15 protein-coding genes and 1 pseudogene are annotated in these 17,804 nt (G+C 69.5%); 5 read left to right on the top strand and 11 right to left on the bottom strand.

Features of this window, described 5'->3' with window-relative positions; translation table 11 throughout:
- Nucleotides 1-3: 3 nt before the first annotated feature.
- From zwf to pgl, 3 genes are read left to right on the top strand one after another with little or no spacing between them, the layout of a single operon-like run.
- Entirely contained in the window at nucleotides 4-1,599 is a 1,596-nt protein-coding gene (zwf, locus tag OB08_RS01960) for a glucose-6-phosphate dehydrogenase (RefSeq protein WP_461471557.1), read from the top strand.
- Nucleotides 1,596-2,555, top strand: a complete 960-nt coding sequence (locus OB08_RS01955) for a glucose-6-phosphate dehydrogenase assembly protein OpcA (protein WP_461471555.1) — start codon at nucleotides 1,596-1,598, stop codon at nucleotides 2,553-2,555. The genes zwf and OB08_RS01955 overlap by 4 nt, the downstream gene beginning before the upstream one ends.
- Nucleotides 2,556-2,579: 24 nt before the next feature.
- A complete protein-coding gene (gene pgl, locus OB08_RS01950; RefSeq protein WP_461471553.1) occupies nucleotides 2,580-3,359 on the top strand; it encodes a 6-phosphogluconolactonase in 780 nt (259 codons plus the stop codon).
- A gap of 72 nt (nucleotides 3,360-3,431) precedes the next feature.
- Here pgl and OB08_RS01945 read toward each other — a convergent pair whose 3' ends face one another.
- From OB08_RS01945 to OB08_RS01920, 6 genes are all read right to left on the bottom strand, one after another.
- A complete protein-coding gene (locus OB08_RS01945) occupies nucleotides 3,432-3,788 on the bottom strand; it encodes an RNA polymerase-binding protein RbpA (protein WP_461471551.1) in 357 nt (118 codons plus the stop codon).
- Nucleotides 3,788-4,036 (bottom strand): preprotein translocase subunit SecG, encoded by a 249-nt coding sequence (gene secG, locus OB08_RS01940; protein ID WP_055964254.1) that lies wholly within the window; start codon nucleotides 4,034-4,036, stop codon nucleotides 3,788-3,790. Before secG ends, OB08_RS01945 begins: the two co-directional genes overlap by 1 nt.
- 59 nt (nucleotides 4,037-4,095) lie before the next feature.
- Entirely contained in the window at nucleotides 4,096-4,917 is an 822-nt protein-coding gene (gene tpiA, locus OB08_RS01935) for a triose-phosphate isomerase (RefSeq protein ID WP_461471548.1), read from the bottom strand.
- Nucleotides 4,908-6,122 (bottom strand): phosphoglycerate kinase, encoded by a 1,215-nt coding sequence (locus tag OB08_RS01930; RefSeq protein ID WP_461471546.1) that lies wholly within the window; start codon nucleotides 6,120-6,122, stop codon nucleotides 4,908-4,910. Before OB08_RS01930 ends, tpiA begins: the two co-directional genes overlap by 10 nt.
- A 9-nt stretch (nucleotides 6,123-6,131) precedes the next feature.
- Entirely contained in the window at nucleotides 6,132-7,142 is a 1,011-nt protein-coding gene (gene gap / locus OB08_RS01925; protein ID WP_461471544.1) for a type I glyceraldehyde-3-phosphate dehydrogenase, read from the bottom strand.
- A gap of 104 nt (nucleotides 7,143-7,246) precedes the next feature.
- Entirely contained in the window at nucleotides 7,247-7,873 is a 627-nt protein-coding gene (locus OB08_RS01920) for a superoxide dismutase (protein WP_461471760.1), read from the bottom strand.
- A 171-nt stretch (nucleotides 7,874-8,044) separates the two neighbouring features.
- Here OB08_RS01920 and OB08_RS01915 point away from each other — a divergent pair.
- Both OB08_RS01915 and OB08_RS01910 read left to right on the top strand, forming a co-directional pair.
- Nucleotides 8,045-8,575, top strand: a pseudogene (locus tag OB08_RS01915) (PhzF family phenazine biosynthesis protein); the annotation flags it as partial.
- 19 nt (nucleotides 8,576-8,594) lie between these two features.
- Nucleotides 8,595-8,882 (top strand): PhzF family phenazine biosynthesis protein, encoded by a 288-nt coding sequence (locus OB08_RS01910; RefSeq protein ID WP_461471542.1) that lies wholly within the window; start codon nucleotides 8,595-8,597, stop codon nucleotides 8,880-8,882.
- A gap of 6 nt (nucleotides 8,883-8,888) precedes the next feature.
- Here the strand turns inward: OB08_RS01910 and whiA are convergent, their stop codons facing one another.
- The 5 genes from whiA to OB08_RS01885 form a co-directional block, all read right to left on the bottom strand.
- Complete coding sequence (gene whiA / locus OB08_RS01905; RefSeq protein WP_461471540.1) at nucleotides 8,889-9,866, bottom strand: DNA-binding protein WhiA; 978 nt, start codon at nucleotides 9,864-9,866, stop codon at nucleotides 8,889-8,891.
- 70 nt (nucleotides 9,867-9,936) lie between these two features.
- A complete protein-coding gene (rapZ, locus tag OB08_RS01900) occupies nucleotides 9,937-10,818 on the bottom strand; it encodes an RNase adapter RapZ (protein ID WP_461471538.1) in 882 nt (293 codons plus the stop codon).
- A gap of 25 nt (nucleotides 10,819-10,843) precedes the next feature.
- Nucleotides 10,844-12,751 carry an excinuclease ABC subunit UvrC gene (gene uvrC, locus OB08_RS01895; RefSeq protein WP_461471536.1) on the bottom strand — a complete coding sequence of 636 codons (1,908 nt, stop codon included), beginning with the start codon at nucleotides 12,749-12,751 and terminating at the stop codon, nucleotides 10,844-10,846.
- A 4-nt stretch (nucleotides 12,752-12,755) separates the two neighbouring features.
- The gene (gene uvrA, locus OB08_RS01890; protein WP_461471534.1) at nucleotides 12,756-15,656 is read right to left on the bottom strand and encodes an excinuclease ABC subunit UvrA; all 2,901 of its coding nucleotides are present in this window, start codon (nucleotides 15,654-15,656) and stop codon (nucleotides 12,756-12,758) included.
- A gap of 130 nt (nucleotides 15,657-15,786) precedes the next feature.
- Nucleotides 15,787-17,787 (bottom strand): bifunctional metallophosphatase/5'-nucleotidase, encoded by a 2,001-nt coding sequence (locus tag OB08_RS01885; protein ID WP_461471532.1) that lies wholly within the window; start codon nucleotides 17,785-17,787, stop codon nucleotides 15,787-15,789.
- Between the last annotated feature and the right edge of the window lie 17 nt (nucleotides 17,788-17,804).

The raw sequence follows: 17,804 nt of genomic DNA, 5'->3' as shown, positions 1-17,804 counted from the left end.
CCGATGACAGTTCACGACGTCCTGGGATCGAGTCACGCCCCGGAGGGGCACGGTGTCGAGATCGCGCGCGGACGCAATCCCCTGCGCGACCCCGAAGACCGCCGCCTCAACCGCATCGCCGGTCCGAGTGCGCTCGTGATCTTCGGGGTCACCGGCGATCTCTCGCGCAAGAAGCTCATGCCCGCCGTCTACGACCTCGCCAATCGCGGTCTGCTGCCTCCGGGGTTCGCCCTGGTCGGCTTCGCCCGCCGCGACTGGGAGGACCAGGACTTCGCAGAGGTCGTGTACGACGCCGTGCGTCAGCACGCGCGCACCGAGTTCCGCGACGAGACCTGGCAGCAGCTGCTGCAGGGCATCCGCTTCGTCTCGGGCGAATTCGGCGACCCTGACGCGTTCCGCCGTCTCCGCGAGACCGTCGAGAAGCTCGACGTCGAGCGCGGGACGATGGGCAACCACGCCTACTACCTGTCGATCCCGCCGAAGGACTTCGCGCTGGTGGCGGAGCAGCTGCGCGCCTCGGGCCTCGTCGACGACACCGCCGATCAGCCCGATCGCTGGCGCCGCGTGGTCATCGAGAAGCCGTTCGGTCACGACCTCGAGTCGGCACAGGCGCTGAACGACGCGCTGCGGTCCACGTTCCCGACGGACTCGATCTTCCGCATCGACCACTACCTCGGCAAGGAGACGGTCCAGAACATCCTGGCCCTGCGCTTCGCGAACGAGCTGTACGAGCCGATCTGGAACCGCAACTACGTCGATCACGTGCAGATCACGATGGCCGAGGACATCGGCGTGGGTGGCCGCGCCGGCTACTACGACGGCATCGGGGCGGCGCGCGACGTCATCCAGAACCACCTCCTGCAGCTCATGGCGCTCACCGCGATGGAGGAGCCCATCTCATTCGACGCGAAGGAGCTCCGGGCCGAGAAGGAGAAGGTTCTCGCGGCGGTGACCCTGCCGGACGACCTCTCGCGCTCGACCGCCCGCGGCCAGTACGCCGGCGGATGGCAGGGTGGCGAGAAGGTCCTCGGGTTCCTCGAAGAGGACGGCATGAACCCGCAGTCCACGACCGAGACCTACGCCGCGATCACGCTCGAGGTCAACACCCGCCGGTGGGCGGGGGTTCCGTTCTACCTCCGCACGGGCAAGCGCCTGGGGCGACGCGTCACCGAGATCGCCGTGGTGTTCAAGCGGGCGCCGGAACTCCTGTTCTCGCGCAGCCAGACGTCCGGTCAGGGGCAGAACGCCCTCGTCATCCGCGTGCAGCCCGATGAGGGCGTCACCATCCGCTTCGGCTCGAAGGTGCCCGGCGCGGGCGCCCAGGTGCGCGACGTGACGATGGACTTCGGCTACGGGCACGCCTTCACCGAGGCCAGCCCCGAGGCGTACGAGCGGCTCATCCTCGACGTGCTGCTCGGCGACCCGCCGCTCTTCCCCCGGCACGAGGAGGTCGAGCTCTCCTGGAAGATCCTCGACCCGATCGAGAAGTTCTGGACCGAGCAGGGCGGACCCCTCGAACAGTATTCACCCGGGTCGTGGGGCCCGGCATCCGCGGATGAGATGCTCGCCCGCGACGGCCGTACCTGGAGGCGCCCGTGATCGTCGACCTGCCCGACACCACTGTCAGCAAGATCTCGCGCGCTCTCGTGAGCGTGCGCGAGGAGGGCGGCGCGGTCGCGCTCGGCCGGGTCCTGACGCTCATCATCCTGACCCGCGAGGGTGCGATGGAAGAGGTCATCGAGGCCGCCAACGACGCATCGCGCGAGCACCCGATGCGCGTCATCGTGCTGCTCATCGGCAACGCCGACGACTCGGACTCGCGCCTGGACGCGCAGATCCGCGTCGGCGGCGACGCCGGCGCTAGCGAGGTCGTGACCCTCCGCGTCGCCGGCGAGGCCGGTCGCTCGAACCTCGAGTCGCTCGTGACCGGCCTGCTCCTGCCCGACGCGCCCGTCGTCGTGTGGTGGCCGAACCGCACCCCCGAGAACATCTCGAAGACGTCGATCGGCCGCATCGCGCAGCGACGGATCACGGATGCCGCGACCAAGTCCGACCCGTCGGGCTTCGTCGCCGGGCTCGGCGAGCAGTATGCGCCGGGCGACACCGACCTCGCGTGGACCCGCCTCACGCGCTGGCGCGAGCAGCTCGCCGCCATCCTCGACCAGCCGCCGTACGAGCCCGTGACCTCGGTCCGCGTGCGCGGCGCGTCGGACTCCCCCTCCACGGCCCTGCTCGCCGCCTGGCTCCGGCTCGCGCTCGACGTGCCCGTCGACTGGGCGTACCTGGAACCCGAGGAGTGGCCGCACGGCATCAAGTCGGTGACCCTCGTGCGCGAGAGCGGCGAGGTGCTGCTCGAGCGTCCGAACGAGCTGTCGGCCATCCTCACGCAGCCCGGGCAGCCCAGCCACGAGCTCGCCTTCCCGCGCCGCACACTGCGGGAATGCCTGGCCGAGGAGCTTCGTCGCCTGGATCCCGACGTCCTGTATGGTCGAGTGATCACCGAGGGCTGGGCTCTGCTGGACCCTCCGGCGACGAAGGAGACGCAGGACGCATGAGTCGACGTGTGGCGAGTGAGACCGATGGTTGAGGCTTGGGCCGAGAAACGAGTGGTCATCGCCGCCGATCCGTCGACGCTCGCCGAGTCGGTCGCCGCACGCTTCCTGAGTCGCGTCGCCAAGCGCGTCGATGAGGGCAAGCCGGCGCACGTCTCACTCACCGGCGGGTCGATGGGCTCGGCCGTCCTCGCCGCAGCCGCCCGGAGTCCCCGCGTCGCGCAGATCGACTGGTCACGCGTGCACTTCTGGTGGAGCGACGAGCGCTTCGTGCCCCGCGGCGACGACGACCGCAACGAGAAGCAGGCGCGTGCCGCGCTCCTCGACGCCCTCGACATCCCGGCCGAGAACATCCACGCCGCCGCCGCGAGCGACGAAGCTCTCGATCTCGATGCGGCGGCCGCGGCCTACGCCGACGAGCTCGCCCTGTTCGCCGGGTCCGAGGGCCCATGGCCCTCTTTCGACGTCTGCTTCCTCGGGGTCGGTCCGGACGGCCACATCGCCTCGCTGTTCCCCGACCGGCCCGAGATCCTCATCACCGACCGCACCGTCGTCGGCGTGCAGGATTCACCCAAGCCCCCGCCGTCACGCGTGACGATGACGCGCCCGGTGATCAACGGCTCCAAGCGCGTGTGGATGGTCCTGTCGGGATCCGATAAGGCCTCCGCGCTCGGTCTCGCCCTCGCCGGCGCCAGCTACGCGAGCGTGCCCGCAGCGGGCGCGAAGGGGCGCAAGCGCACCGTGTTCTTCGTCGATCAGGCGGCCGCCGCACAGGTGCCGCCCGAGCTCATCGACCGCGAATACTGACGCGCGGACAGCCCGGACGAACGAGAAGAGCGGATGCCGCAGCATCCGCTCTTCTGTCGCATATGCGAGTCGTCAGTCCTGACCGCGCCGCTCGCGCAGCTGCTTGAGGGCGTCGTCGAGAAGCGCATCGGCCTCTTCTTCGGTGCGACGCTCCTTCACGTAGGCGAGGTGCGTCTTGTACGGCTCGGTCTTCGCCAGTGCCGGCGGGTTCTCCTTGTCGCGCCCGGCCGGAAGCCCGGAGTGCGGCGAGTCGATCGTGTCGGGGATCTCCTCGTCGGGGATTCCCGCCGCGAAGTAGCGGACGGTCTCGTTGCCGAGGGCGTCCCAGTACGACACGGCCACGCGCTCGGCGTGGAAGCCGTGGTCCTGTTCGCCCATCGGGCCGGCACCCACGCGGGTGCCGCGGATCGCGTTGCCTCCGGTGGCCATCAGAGGGCCTGGAACTTCGTGATGAGACCGAGAGCCACGATCGCGACGAACCACGTCAGGGCGAGGATCACCGTGAAGCGGTTGAGGTTGCGCTCAGCCAGGCCCGACGAGCCGAGCGCCGACGTCATGCCGCCGCCGAACATGTCGGACAGGCCGCCGCCGCGCCCCTTGTGGAGCAGGATGAGGAGAGTCAGCAGGAGGCTCGTGATTCCGAGGAGCACCTGCAGGACGAACTCGAGGATCTGCACAGTCGTTGAAGCCTTTCGCCGCGATCATTCGCTGATCGCACAAGGGTCGAGTATACCGGTCAGACGCCGACGTGCTTCTGGTACCGGATGATCGCCGCGAATTCGTCGACGACCAGGCTCGCACCGCCGACCAGCGCGCCGTCGACATCGGGCTCGCGCATGAAGCTCGCGATGTTCGCCGCCTTCACCGAGCCGCCGTACAGCACGCGCGTGCGCGCCGCCGCATCGTCGCCGAGCTTCGCCTTCACGACCTCGCGCAACGCGGCGCAGACCTCCTGCGCCTGCTCCGGCGAGGCGACCTGGCCGGTGCCGATCGCCCAGACGGGCTCGTAGGCCACGACGATGTCGGCATCCGCCGCAACACCCTCGAGGGCCACCTCGAGCTGCCCGACCGAGACCGCGGTCGGACCGGACTCGTCGCGCTGCTCGAGCGTCTCGCCCACGCAGATCACGGGGACGAGCCCGTGCTTCAACGCAGCCTGCACCTTGGACGCGACGATCTCGTCGGACTCGTGGTGGTACTCGCGGCGCTCCGAGTGCCCGATGATGACGTACCGATTGTCGAGCTTGGCGAGGAACGCGCCCGACACCTCGCCGGTGTACGCACCCGAGTCGTGCGACGAGATGTCCTGCGCGCCGAGGGCGAACGGGATCTTGTCGGCATCGAGCAGCGTCTGAACGGTGCGCAGGTCGGTGAACGGCGGGAACACCGCCACCTCGACCGAGCCGTTCTCGTGCTTGGCGTCCTTCAGCGTCCAGTGCAGCTTCTGGACGAACGCGACCGCCTGCAGGTGGTCGAGGTTCATCTTCCAGTTGCCGGCGATGAGGGGTGTGCGCCTGTTCGGCGCAGCCGACGAATCGAAACCAGCATCTACTGCCATCCGAGGACCTCCAGTCCGGGGAGCTTCTTGCCTTCGAGGAACTCGAGGCTCGCGCCCCCGCCCGTCGAGATGTGTCCGAATGCGTCGTCGGCGAAGCCGAGCTGGCGCACGGCGGCTGCCGAGTCGCCTCCGCCGACGACCGACAGGCCGTCGACCTCGGTCAGCGCCTGCGCCACGGCCTTCGTGCCGGCGGCGAAGGGCACGAGCTCGAACACGCCCATGGGGCCGTTCCAGAACACGGTCTTCGATCCGCGGACGAGCTCCGCGAAGCGGGCGGCCGTCTCGGGGCCGATGTCGAGACCGAGACCGGATGCCCCGAACGCGGTGTCCTCGATGCCGTCGGCCGCGGTGACCACATGCTCCGCGTCGGCGCCGAACTTCGAGGCGACGACCACGTCGGTCGGGAGCACGAGCTCGACCCCCGACTCCTCGGCACGCCGCATGTAGTCGCGCACGGTGTCGAGCTGGTCCGCCTCGAGCAGGCTCGAACCGACCTTGTGACCCTGTGCGGCGAGGAACGTGAAGAGCATGCCACCGCCGATGAGGAGGCGGTCGACGCGGGGCAGCAGGTGCGAGATGACGCCCAGCTTGTCGCTGACCTTGGAGCCGCCCAGCACGACCGTGTACGGACGCTCGGGGTTCTCGGTCAGGCGGTCGAGCACGTCGAGCTCCGCGGCGATGAGCAGGCCGGCGGCCGACGGCAGCAGCTCGGCGAGCTCGAACACCGAGGCCTGCTTGCGGTGCACGACGCCGAAGCCGTCCGACACGAGCGCGTCGCCGAGGTCGGCGAGCCGCTCTGCGAACGCACGGCGCTCGGCGTCGTCCTTGGACGTCTCGCCGGGGTTGAAGCGCAGGTTCTCGATCACCGCGACGTCGCCGTCCTCGAGCGCCGCGACGGCCTCGTGCGCCGACTCGCCGACCGTGTCGCGCGCGAACGCGACGGGCTTGCCGAGCAGTTCGGACAGTCGCTGGGCGACGGGCGCCAGGCTGTACTTGTCGTCGGGCGCTCCCTCGGGGCGGCCGAGGTGGGAGCAGACGACGACGCGGGCGCCGTCGTTGATGAGGGCGTTCAGCGTGGGAAGCGTGGCCCGCACACGGCCATCGTCCGTGATGATCCCGTCCTTGAGAGGAACGTTGAGATCAGCACGGACGATGACGCGCTTGCCGGCCAGCGAACCCAGGGTGTCGAGGGTGCGCAGGGCCATGATCGCTGGTTACAGGCTCTCGGCGACGTACTCGGTGAGGTCGACGAGGCGGTTCGAGTAGCCCCACTCGTTGTCGTACCAGGCCGAGACCTTGACGAGGTTGCCGCTGACGTTCGTCAGCTCGGCGTCGAAGATCGACGAGTGCGGGTTGCCCTGGATGTCGCTCGAGACGATCGGGTCCTCGGTGTACTGCAGGTAGCCCGCGAGGCGACCGTCGGCCGCAGCGGCCTTGTACGCCTCGTTGACCTGCTCGGCCGTGAGGCCGTCGGTCGGGGTGACGAGCGTCAGGTCGACGATCGAGCCGGTGGGGACGGGCACGCGGTACGAGGAGCCGCTCAGCTTGCCGTTGAGCTCGGGCAGCACGTGACCGATGGCCTTGGCGGCGCCGGTCGAGGCGGGCACGATGTTGATCGCGGCGCCGCGCGCGCGGCGGAGGTCGCTGTGCGGTCCGTCCTGGAGGTTCTGGTCGGCGGTGTAGGCGTGCGCCGTCATCATGAAGCCGCGCTCGATGCCGAACGCGTCGTTGAAGACCTTCGCGAGGGGCGCGAGGCAGTTCGTGGTGCACGACGCGTTCGAGATGATCGTGTGGTTGGCGGGGTCGTAGTCGCCCTCGTTGACGCCCATGACGATCGTGACGTCGTCACCGGTCGCAGGAGCGGAGATGAGGACCTTCTTCGCGCCGCCGGCGACGTGCTTCTTGGCGTCCTCCGCCTTGGTGAAGCGGCCCGTCGACTCGATGACGATGTCGACGCCGAGCTCGCCCCAGGGCAGGTTCGCCGGGTCGCGCTCTTCGAAGACCTTGATGGTCTTGTCGCCCACGGTGATCGAATCGGCCGTGTACGAGACGTCCTCGGACAGCACCCCGCCGACGGAGTCGTACTTGAGCAGGTGTGCGAGGGTCTTGTTGTCGGTGAGGTCGTTCACCGCCACGATTTCGAGGTCCGCACCCTGCGCGAGAGCCGCGCGAAGGTAGTTGCGTCCGATGCGGCCGAAGCCGTTGATGCCGATCTTGACAGCCACGGAGTTTCTCCTGAGATGTGTCGTGCGCGAGTGCGCGGTTTGGTGCGATTCAGACAATGGACAACGGCGTCCCGGCGGGCTGTCCCGCCGGGACGCCTCGCCTGCTATGACAGTACCAGCAGGCCCGAGGTCTTCTGACGGGCCGCGTCGAGGCGCTGAGCGACGTTCTGCCAGTTGACGATGTTCCACGCTGCCTTGACGTAGTCGGCCTTGACGTTGAGGTAGTCGAGGTAGAAAGCGTGCTCCCACATGTCGAGCTGGAAGACGGGGATCGTGCCCTGCGCGGTGTTGCTCTGCTGGTCGAAGAGCTGCTGGATGATCAGCTGCTCACCGATGGGATCCCAGCTGAGGACGGCCCAGCCGGAGCCCTGGATGCCCGTGGCGGCGGCGGTGAAGTGCGCCTGGAACTTGTCGAACCCGCCGAAGAACTCGTCGATCGCCGCGCGCAGCTCGCCCTCGGGCTCGCCGCCGCCTTCGGGCGACAGGTTCGTCCAGAAGATCGAGTGGTTGACGTGGCCGCCGAGGTTGAACGCGAGGTCCTTCTCGAGCTTGTTGACGTTCGCGAGGTTGCCCGACTCACGGGCCTCCGCGAGCTGCTCGAGCGCGGTGTTGGCCCCGGTCACGTACGCCTGATGGTGCTTGCTGTGGTGCAGCTCCATGATCTTGCCGCTGATGTGCGGCTCCAGCGCGGCGTAGTCGTAGGGGAGGTCGGGCAAGGTGTACTTCGCCATGTTCTCTTCTTCCTGTCGGCGCGCGCCGAAGCCCCGGCGCAGCGAGGGTGACGGGTTCATCCTACTGAGGGCCAACAACGCGGTGAGGGGGTTGCTTCCCTCCATGACGCGGAGTAGCCGGATGTCCGGGCGTGCTCGGCCCGCTGCGGGCCTGCGGACTACGATCGCGGGATGACAGCACCGGTGATCCAGCGATGGGCGGCGTTCTCCGACCGGCCCGACGGCGGCAATCCCGCGGGGGTCGTGATCGGCGCCGACGACCTCGACGACGCGGCCATGCAGACGATCGCGGCCGAGGTCGGCTACGCCGAGACCGCCTTCGTGACCGGCACGGGCCGGCGGCGAGGCATCCGCTTCTTCTCCCCCGTCGCCGAAGTGCCCTTCTGCGGTCACGCCACCGTCGCATCCGCGGTTGCGCTGGCGGCCGACCTGGGCGACGGCGAGTTCGCGTTCGACAGTCCGGTCGGGCGGGTCGACATCGTCACGCGGTCGGACCGCGGCGGACGGACGGCGTCGTTCACGAGCGTCGAGCCGTACGTCGAGGATCTTCCCGACGCCACCCTCGATGCCCTGCTGGAGCTGATCGGCCTGCACCGCGACGACCTCGACCCGCGGCATCCGCCTCGTCTCGCGTTCGCCGGCAACCGGCATCCGCTCCTCGTGCTGACGGACGCCATCGCCTTCGACGCGTTCTCCTTCGACCCGGCGCGCGCGCGCGCTCATGGACGCCGAGGGGTGGCCGGCCACCGTCATCGTCCTGCGCGAGACAGGAGAAGGCCGCTGGGAAGCGCGGAACATCTTCCCCGTGGGCACGATCAGCGAGGACCCGGCGACCGGGGCGGCGGCCGCGGCGACCGGCGGCTACCTCCGTGCCACCGGAGCGGTCAGCCCGCCGGCGCGCATCGAGATCGCGCAGGGGCGCCACGTGGGGCGGCCCGGGGTGCTCATCGTCGACATCCCCGAAACAGGCGGCATCACCGTCTCCGGGGCGGCGACGGCGATCGGCTGACGCCCGTCAGTCCTCCATGCCGGCCGGCACCGCCGACTCGGTGCCCGGCAGCCCCTCGGCCTCGGCCTTCTTGTCGGCCATGGCCAGCAGGCGCCGGATGCGACCGGCGACGGCATCCTTCGTCAGCGGAGGGTCGGCGTGGTGACCGAGCTCGTCGAGGCTCGCATCGCGGTGCGCCAGGCGCAGCGCGCCGGCCTCGCGGAGATGCTCGGGCACCTCGTCGCCGAGGATCTCGAGGGCGCGCTCCACGCGCGCGCACGCGGCGACGGCGGCCTGGGCGGAGCGGCGCAGGTTGGCGTCGTCGAAGTTCACCAGGCGGTTGACGCCGGCGCGCACCTCGCGGCGCTGTCGGAGCTGATCCCACTCCGCCGCGGCACGCTCGGCGCCCATGGCGGCCAGAGCGGCGCGGATGGCCTCTCCTTCGCGGACGACGACGCGCGGCACGCCGCGTACCTCGCGGGCCTTGCCGGGGATGCCGAGCCGGTGCGCGGCGCCGACGAGCGCCATCGCGGCCTCGGGCGACGGGCAGGTGATCTCCAGCGCGGCCGAACGGCCCGGCTCGGACAGCGATCCGGCCGCGAGGAACGCTCCGCGCCACACTGCGGCGAGGTCGCCGCGGGAACCGGTCGTCAGCTTGTTCGGGAGGCCCCGCACGGGACGACGGCGCTGATCGAGCAGCCCCGTCTGGCGGGCAAGCGTCTCGCCTCCGTCGATCACGCGGACCGCGTAGTGGCTGCCGCCGCGCGCGCCGGAGCCCTGCACGTGCACGAGCTCGGGGCGCACGCCGTACAGCTCGAGAAGGTCGCGCGCGGTGCGGCGCGCGAGGATGTCGGAGTCCAGCTCGGCTTCGACCGCGACCCGGTTCGCGATCGAGTGCAGCCCGCCGGAGAACCGCAGGAGAGAGGTGAGCTCGGCGACCCGGGCCGTGGGGCGCGGGTCGCGCACGGTGATCAGCTCGGCCTTCACGTCAGCGGTCAGCGACACGGGACTCCTTCTCGGATCGTGGGGAACGACGGTCCAGCCTACCCGGGGGCCGGGCGGTTGGTGGAGCGTGTCACTCGCGTCCGAGATCGCGGTGCTTCACGCGCACCGCCACACCGGGGGTCGTCGAGAGCCGCTCGGCGAGCTCGCGGGCCATGACGACCGAGCGGTGCTTGCCGCCCGTGCAGCCGACCGCCACCACCGAGTGGCGCTTGTTCTCGCGCTGATACCCCTCGAGCACGGGCCGCAGCGCGGTCGCGTACGCGTCGATGAAGTCCTCGGCACCGGGCTGGGCGAGCACGAACTCGCGCACCTCGGCGGACTCCCCCGTCAGCGGGCGCAGCGCCTCGTTCCAGAATGGGTTGGGCAGGAATCGCATGTCGGCGACGAGGTCGGCGTCGGGCGGCAGGCCGTATTTGAACCCGAAGCTCAGGATCGTGAGCGTGTGCCGGGCGGCGTCCGCCTCGGTGAACAGGTCGCTGACCTGCGTCGCGAGCTGATGGATGTTGTACGCCGACGTGTCGATGATGACGTCGGCGCTCTCGCGCACCGCGGTCAGACGCTCGCGCTCCAGCCGGATGCCGTCGAGGATCGTGCCGTCGCCCTGCAGCGGATGGGGTCGGCGCACGGCCTCGAACCGGCGCACGAGCACGTCGTCCGACGCATCCAGGAACATGAGGCGGATCTGCCGCCGCTCCCGCAGCGCGCGCATCGCATCGGGAAGGTCCGAGAAGAGGTCGCGGCCGCGCACGTCGACGACGACGGCGACCCGCGGGAGCACGCCGGCGGCGAGCTCGGTGAGGTCGAGCAGCGGCTTGAGCATCTGCGGAGGCAGGTTGTCGACGACATACCACCCGAGGTCTTCGAGTGCATTGGCCGCCGTCGATCGTCCGGCCCCCGACATGCCCGTGACGATCAGGACCTCGCCGGCCTCGCGGCGCGCTTCCTCGGACATGACCACCCCCGTCGTCGTGTCCAGCCTATCCACCGGTGAGGTGCGCGTGGATCGCACTCGCCAGCTTCGGCCCGACTCCGGGAAGCTCGGAGATCTGCTCGGGGCTGGCCTCCTTCAGCGCCGCGACGGATCCGAAGTGGCGCAGCAGCGCCTTTATGCGCGCGTCGCCCAGGCCCGGCACCTCGGCCAGGACGCTCTGGATGTCGCGGCGCCGGCGCTTGCGCTGGTGGGTGATGGCGAACCGGTGCGCCTCGTCGCGCAGGCGCTGCAGGAGGTAGAGCGACTCGGACGTGCGCGGCAGGATGACCGGGAACTCCTCACCCGGCATCCAGACCTCCTCGAGGCGCTTCGCGATGCCGCACAGAGCGATCTCCTGGTGCCCGGCGTCGCGCAGAGCGCGCGCCGCAGCCTCGACCTGGGGCTTGCCGCCGTCGACGACGAGAAGCTGCGGACGGTACGCGAAGCGCGCCCGGCGCCGCTCGGTCACGACCTCGCCGTCGGCGGTCGGCTCGGGCTGAGGCTCGGCGTTCTCTTCCGGGCGGTCGAGATACGCGAGTCGACGCCGCAGCACCTGGTAGATCGAATCGGTGTCGTCGGTCGTCTCCTCGACCTTGAACGAGCGGTACTGGTCCTTGCGCGGCAGACCGTCTTCGAACACGACCATCGACGCCACGACATTCGTGCCGCCGAGGTGCGAGACGTCGAAGCACTCGATGCGCAGCGGGGCCTCCGCGAGATCGAGCGCCTCCTGCAGGTCGGTGAGCGCCTGGCTGCGCGCGACGTAGTCGCTCGTGCGACGCGTCTTGTGCAGCATGAGCGCCTGCTGCGCGTTGAGCGAGGCGGTCTTCATCAGCTCCGCCTTGCGGCCCCGCTGCGCGATCTGGATGGTCACGGACTTGCCGCGCCGCTCGCGAAGCCACTCCTCGAGATCGGCGGCGTCCTCGGGCATCGACGGCACCAGCACCTGACGAGGGATGTCGGGGCCGGAGGCGTTGCCGTAGGTGCGCTGGAGCACCTGGTCGACGAGATCGCCGCCCGAGATGTCGAGCTCCTTCTCGATCGTCGTCGCCCGCACGCCGCGCACGCGGCCGCCGCGGATCACGAAGTGCTGGACCGTCGCGGCGAGCTCGTCCTCGGCGATGCCGAAGAGGTCGGCGTCGGTGTCGGATGCCAGCACGAGCGCACTCTTGTTCAGCACGGCGTCGATCGCCTGGAGCCGGTCGCGGTAGGTCGCCGCGGCCTCGTAGTCCATCGCCGCGGAGGCTTCGCGCATGCGCGCGGTGAGCTCCTTCGTGAACCGCTGGTCGCCACCCGACATGAAGGCCACGAAGTCCTCGACGATCGACCGGTGCTCCTCGATGGTCACCTTCATCGAGCACGGTCCGCCGCAGCGCCCGATCTGCCCCGGGAAGCACGGGCGGCCCGACGCCATCGCCTTCTTGTACGACGAGTCGCTGCACGTGCGGATCGGGAAGACCTTGATCATCAGGTCGATCGTGTCGTGGACGGCCCACACCTTGGGGTACGGCCCGAAGTACTTCGCGCCCGGGATGCGGCGGTTGCGGGTCACGATGACCCGCGGCGCCTCGTCGCCCAGCGTGATCGCCATGAACGGGTACGACTTGTCGTCGCGGTAGCGCACGTTGAACGGCGGATCGAACTCCTTGATCCACATGTACTCGAGCTGCAGCGAGTCGACATCGCTCGCGACGACCGTCCACTCGACCGAGGCGGCCGTCGTCACCATCCGTCGCGTGCGCTCGTGGAGCGTGCGCAGCGGTGCGAAGTAGTTCGACAGCCGGGCGCGGAGGTTCTTGGCCTTGCCGACGTACAGCACGCGCCCGTCGGCGTCACGGAACCGGTACACGCCCGGGTTGGTGGGTATCTCCCCCGGCTTCGGCTTGTAGGCGACGGTGGGTGCGGTTCGTGCCATCGCGTCAGCCGGCCTTGCGGACCGCCTGCGATCCGCCCAGCAGCTCGGCGAGGAACGCACCGGTGTGACTGCCCTCCACCCGGGACACCTGCTCGGGTGTGCCCGTGGCGATGACCTGGCCGCCGCCGGAACCGCCCTCGGGGCCGAGGTCGATGATCCAGTCGGCGCTCTTGATGACGTCGAGGTTGTGCTCGATCACGATGACGGTGTTGCCCTTGTCGACCAGTCCGCCGAGCACCTCGAGCAGACGGCGGACGTCTTCGAAGTGCAGGCCGGTGGTCGGCTCGTCGAGCACGTAGATCGACCGGCCGTTGGACCGTCGCTGCAGCTCGGTGGCGAGCTTCACGCGCTGGGCCTCGCCACCCGACAGCGTCGTGGCCGACTGCCCCAGGCGCACGTAGCCGAGCCCGACGTCGACGAGCGTGCGCAGGTAGCGGTGGATCGCCTGGATCGGCTCGAAGAACTCGGCAGCCTCGGAGATCGGCATCTCGAGGACCTCGGCGATGTTCTTGCCCTTGTAGTGGACCGCCAGGGTGTCGCGGTTGTACCGCTTGCCGTGGCAGACCTCGCAGTCGACGTACACGTCGGGGAGGAAGTTCATCTCGATCTTGATCGTGCCGTCGCCCGAGCACGCCTCGCACCGGCCGCCCTTGACGTTGAAGCTGAAGCGGCCGGGCTGATAGCCGCGCACCTTCGCCTCGGTCGTCTCGCTGAAGAGCGTGCGGATGCGATCGAAGACGCCCGTGTACGTGGCCGGGTTCGAGCGCGGCGTGCGACCGATCGGCCCCTGGTCGACGTGGACGACCTTGTCGAGCTCCTCGGTGCCGGTGACGCGCGTGTGCTTGCCGGCCACCCGGCGGGCGCCGTTGAGACGCGTCGCGAGCACCTCGTAGAGGATGTCGTTGACGAGCGACGACTTGCCCGAGCCGCTCACGCCGGTGACCGCGGTGAGCACGCCGAGCGGGAAGTCGACGGTCACGCTCTGGAGGTTGTTCTCGCGCGCGCCGACGACGGTCACCTTGCGGCTCTTGTCGATCTTGCGACGCTTCTTCGGAGTCGGGATCTCGCGGCGGCCGGCGAGGTAGTCGCCGGTGATCGAGTCGCCCTCTTTCAGCAGCTGCTCGAGGGGTCCGGAGTGCACGACCGCGCCGCCGTCGATGCCTGCGCGCGGCCCGATGTCGACGATCCAGTCGGCCGCGTGGATCGTCTCCTCGTCGTGCTCGACGACGATGAGCGTGTTGCCCAGGTCGCGCAGCGTGATGAGGGTCTCGATGAGGCGGCGGTTGTCGCGCTGGTGGAGGCCGATCGACGGCTCGTCCAGCACGTAGAGCACGCCGGTGAGGCCCGAGCCGATCTGCGTCGCGAGCCGGATGCGCTGCGCCTCGCCGCCCGACAGCGACCCCGCGGAGCGGCTCAGATTGAGGTAGGTGAGGCCGACCTGGATCAGGAAGTCGAGCCGCAGGCGGATCTCGCGCAGCACCTGGGCGGCGATCTTCGCCTCGCGGTCGGTGAGCTCGAGCGCCGCGAAGTACTTCTGCGCGTCGGCGAGGCTCAGGCGGGAGGCGTCCGCGATCGAGTGCCCGTGCACGAGCACCGCGAGCACCTCGGGCTTGAGCCGCGCGCCGTCGCACACCGGGCAGGGCACCTCTCGGAGGAACTCCGCCCAGCGCTGCCGCTGCGTGTCGGTCTCGGCCTGCAGGTACTGCCGCTCGATGTAGGGCACGACGCCCTCGAAGCCCGACGAGTAGCGCATCTCGCGGCCGTAGCGGTTCTTCCACTTGACGGTGACCTTGTAGTTCTCGCCGCGCAGCACCGCTTCGCGGACCTCGGAGCGCAGCATGCGCCACGGGGTGTCGAGCGAGAAGTCGAGGTCGTTGGCGAGTCCTTCGAGCAGCCGCTCGTAGTACTGGAAGAGCCCCTTGCCCTGCGTGGTCCAGGGGATCAGCACGCCCTCGCGGATCGAAAGCTCGTCGTCGCCCACCATGAGGTCGACGTCGACCGACATGCGGGTGCCCAGGCCCGAGCACGCCGGGCACGCGCCGAAGGGCGCATTGAACGAGAAGGTGCGCGGCTCGATCTCGGTGAGCTGGAGCGGATGCCCGTTCGGGCACGCGAGCTTCTCGGAGAAGGACTGCCACGCCTCGTCGCCCTCGGCGTCGACGAAGTTGACCTGCATGACGCCACCGGCGAGGCCGAGCGCGGTCTCGACCGAGTCGGTGACGCGGCCGAGGATGTCATCGCTCGCCACGAGGCGGTCGACGACCACGGCGATGTCGTGCTTGTAGCTCTTCTTCAGCGTCGGCGGCTCGGAGAGCTGGATCAGCTCGCCGTCGACGACGGCGCGCGCGTAGCCCTTGGCCGAGAGCTCCTTGAAGAGGTCGACGAACTCCCCCTTCTTCTGCGTCACAACGGGCGCGACGATCTGGTACCGCGTGCGCTCGGGGAGCTCCATGAGCTGATCGGCGATCTGCTGCACGGTCTGCCGCTGGATGGTCTCACCGCACTCGGGGCAGTGCGGGACGCCGATGCGCGCCCACAGCAGGCGCATGTAGTCGTGGATCTCGGTGATCGTGCCGACCGTCGACCGCGGGTTGCGGTTGGTGGACTTCTGGTCGATCGAGACCGCCGGGCTCAGTCCTTCGATGAAGTCGACGTCGGGACGGTCGACCTGGCCGAGGAACTGGCGGGCGTAGGCGCTCAGCGACTCGACGTAGCGGCGCTGGCCCTCGGCGAAGATCGTGTCGAACGCGAGGCTGGACTTGCCGGAGCCCGAGAGACCCGTGAACACGACGAGGGAGTCGCGCGGGATGTCGAGGTCGACGTTCTTGAGATTGTGGACGCGGGCACCGCGGACACTGAGCTTTCCGCTGGTGTTTCCGGGCACGGCGACAGGGACGATGGGCACCAGACAAGTTTAGGCGGGGCCTCCGACATCGGCGCCGGAGGGCCTCTGTTCCCTGCTTCCTGCCAGATGAAGACGACGGATGCCGCGGGGCGACGTGGCCCCGCGGCATCCGCTCATGGCTTCTCGGGCGTCAGAGTGCGCCCAGCGTGAACGTGCTCTCGGTTCCGGTCGGGGTCGTGATGACGAACTCGGAGTCCGCCGTCGCTCCTGCCGGGAGGGTGAACGTCACCGTCGCGCGGCCGATCTCATCGTAGGTCGCCGGGTCGGGGAACGACGGGTCGACCGTGGCCGTCGCGAGCGTGGCGCCGTCGAACGACACGGTGACCGTTCCCGCCTTGGGCTCGGTCGTGCTGAAGTCGAGCGACGAGAGCTTGACCGTCGCCTGGCCGCCGGCCACGCTCACGACGTCGACGCCGACCGCGCGCTGGGAGTAGTCGGGGGCAGCGCTGCCGAACACGGTGAAGTAGTCGACCATCGCCTCGAGGTCGATCTTGCCGCTGTCGGCCTTGTTCTCGCCGAGCCGGAAGCTGACGAAGTTGTCGCCTCCCGAGGCGAGGAACGAGTTCGCGCCGACCGAGTAGGTCGCACCGAGGTCCAGCGGCGCGCCGTCGAGGAAGATGTCCACGATGCGCGAGCCCTGCGCCGCGGTCGGGTCGTAGGTGTACGAGAACGCCTCGTTCACGCCGAGCTTGAGGAACGGACGGCTCGCGCCCGCGGGCTGCCACTGCTCCTCGAGGACCGCCTTGATCTCCGCCCCCGTCATGTCGAGCGTGACCAGGGTGTTCGCGAACGACTGCACGTCGGCGGCCTCGCGGTAAGTCGTCTCGCCGGCGTTGATGTCGGCGCGCAGACCGCCCGGGTTCATGAAGGTGATGTCGACACTGCGGGTGCCGTCCTCGTTGAGCGCCCAGAGCTGCACGTCGGCCACGAAGTTGCCGAGCGTGGACTCCCCGCCGCGGTTCTCCACGAGCGCGGGCACGCCGTTGACGACGCCGGGCCGCTGCGCCCGGTTCAGGGCACCGGATGCCTGACCGATGACGACGCTCCCGAGCTCGTTCGCGACCTCCGTCGCCTCGGTGACGATCGGGACGATCTCGGGGTCGGGCTCGGTCAGCCACGCGGTCACGACACCGGAGGAGTTCACCGCGGTCGCCATGGTGTACAGCGTGTTCTCCATCGAGGTGATCGTCTTCGACCTGCGGTCGTAGGTGATCTCCATGTTGGAGAACCGCTCGCCGTACTGGCCGCTCGAGATGACGGGACGGCCGTCGATCACGTGGTTGTACGGCAGGTGCGTGTGGCCCGAGACGATCGCGTCGATGTTGTCGTTCGCGTTCAGCACGATGTGACCGAAGCGGGAGGCGGGGTCGGTCGCGGACTCGATCGACGTGCCCGCCGCCCCTTCGTGGACGAGCATGATGACGATGTCGGCCTCGCCGTTGCTGGACCGCCCGTCGCTGAGCTGGTCGGCCACGCGGTTCGCCGCGTCGACCGGGCTTCCGACGGTGATGTCCTCGATGCCGGTCGGTGCCACGAGCGAAGGCAGTTCGTCCGTGACGGCGCCGACGAAGCCGATGCGCACCCCGTCCATCTTCGCGATCCAGTACTCGGGCAGCGCGGGGTCGCCCGTCTCCTTGTCGTAGACGTTCGCGCCGAGGTACTCCCAGTCGGCGAGGGGCATGATCCGGTCGGTCAGGTCCGCGAATCCCTTGTCGAACTCGTGGTTGCCCACCGAGCTCACGTCCAGTCCGGCGGCGTTGAGGGCCTCGATCGTCGGGACGTCCTCCTGGATGAACGACGTGAACGTCGATGCGCCGACCATGTCGCCGGCGGCCGCGAAGAGCGTATTGGGATTCTCGGCGCGCAGCTGCTTCACGGCGGTGGACAGACGGGCGATGCCGGCGGCGGTGCCGGACTGCTCGATGCGCCCGTGGAAGTCGTTCACGGTGACGAGATTGATGTCGACCGTGCGGCCGTGGGCGTTGCCCTTGGATCCCGGCTCGTCGGCCGGAGCCGCCGAGGCCGATGCGACGCCGCCGAGAGCGAGGGCGAGAGACGTCGCTGCGGCTGCCGCGGCGACGAGCCGGCGGTGCCGAGGGATGGTCTGGTCGGGGTGTGACCTGTTGCGCATGGATGGCTTCCTCTGTG

It is taken from the genome of Microbacterium sp. HJ5 (assembly GCF_054824025.1).
The sequence above is the reverse complement of the archived record's forward strand: the minus strand, read 5'-3'. Positions and strand labels throughout refer to the sequence as shown.

Excerpts from the sequence above, each read along its gene's own strand:
- tpiA (WP_461471548.1), bottom strand. The coding sequence starts at position 4,917 with ATGGCAGTAGATGCTGGTTTCGATTCGTCGGCTGCGCCGAACAGGCGC.
- OB08_RS01945 (WP_461471551.1), bottom strand. The coding sequence starts at position 3,788 with ATGGCCACCGGAGGCAACGCGATCCGCGGCACCCGCGTGGGTGCCGGC.
- rapZ (WP_461471538.1), bottom strand. The coding sequence starts at position 10,818 with ATGTCCGAGGAAGCGCGCCGCGAGGCCGGCGAGGTCCTGATCGTCACG.
- OB08_RS01910 (WP_461471542.1), top strand. The coding sequence starts at position 8,595 with ATGGACGCCGAGGGGTGGCCGGCCACCGTCATCGTCCTGCGCGAGACA.
- OB08_RS01885 (WP_461471532.1), bottom strand. The coding sequence starts at position 17,787 with ATGCGCAACAGGTCACACCCCGACCAGACCATCCCTCGGCACCGCCGG.
- uvrC (WP_461471536.1), bottom strand. The coding sequence starts at position 12,751 with ATGGCACGAACCGCACCCACCGTCGCCTACAAGCCGAAGCCGGGGGAG.
- pgl (WP_461471553.1), top strand. The coding sequence starts at position 2,580 with ATGGTTGAGGCTTGGGCCGAGAAACGAGTGGTCATCGCCGCCGATCCG.
- zwf (WP_461471557.1), top strand. The coding sequence starts at position 4 with ATGACAGTTCACGACGTCCTGGGATCGAGTCACGCCCCGGAGGGGCAC.
- OB08_RS01930 (WP_461471546.1), bottom strand. The coding sequence starts at position 6,122 with ATGGCCCTGCGCACCCTCGACACCCTGGGTTCGCTGGCCGGCAAGCGC.
- OB08_RS01920 (WP_461471760.1), bottom strand. The coding sequence starts at position 7,873 with ATGGCGAAGTACACCTTGCCCGACCTCCCCTACGACTACGCCGCGCTG.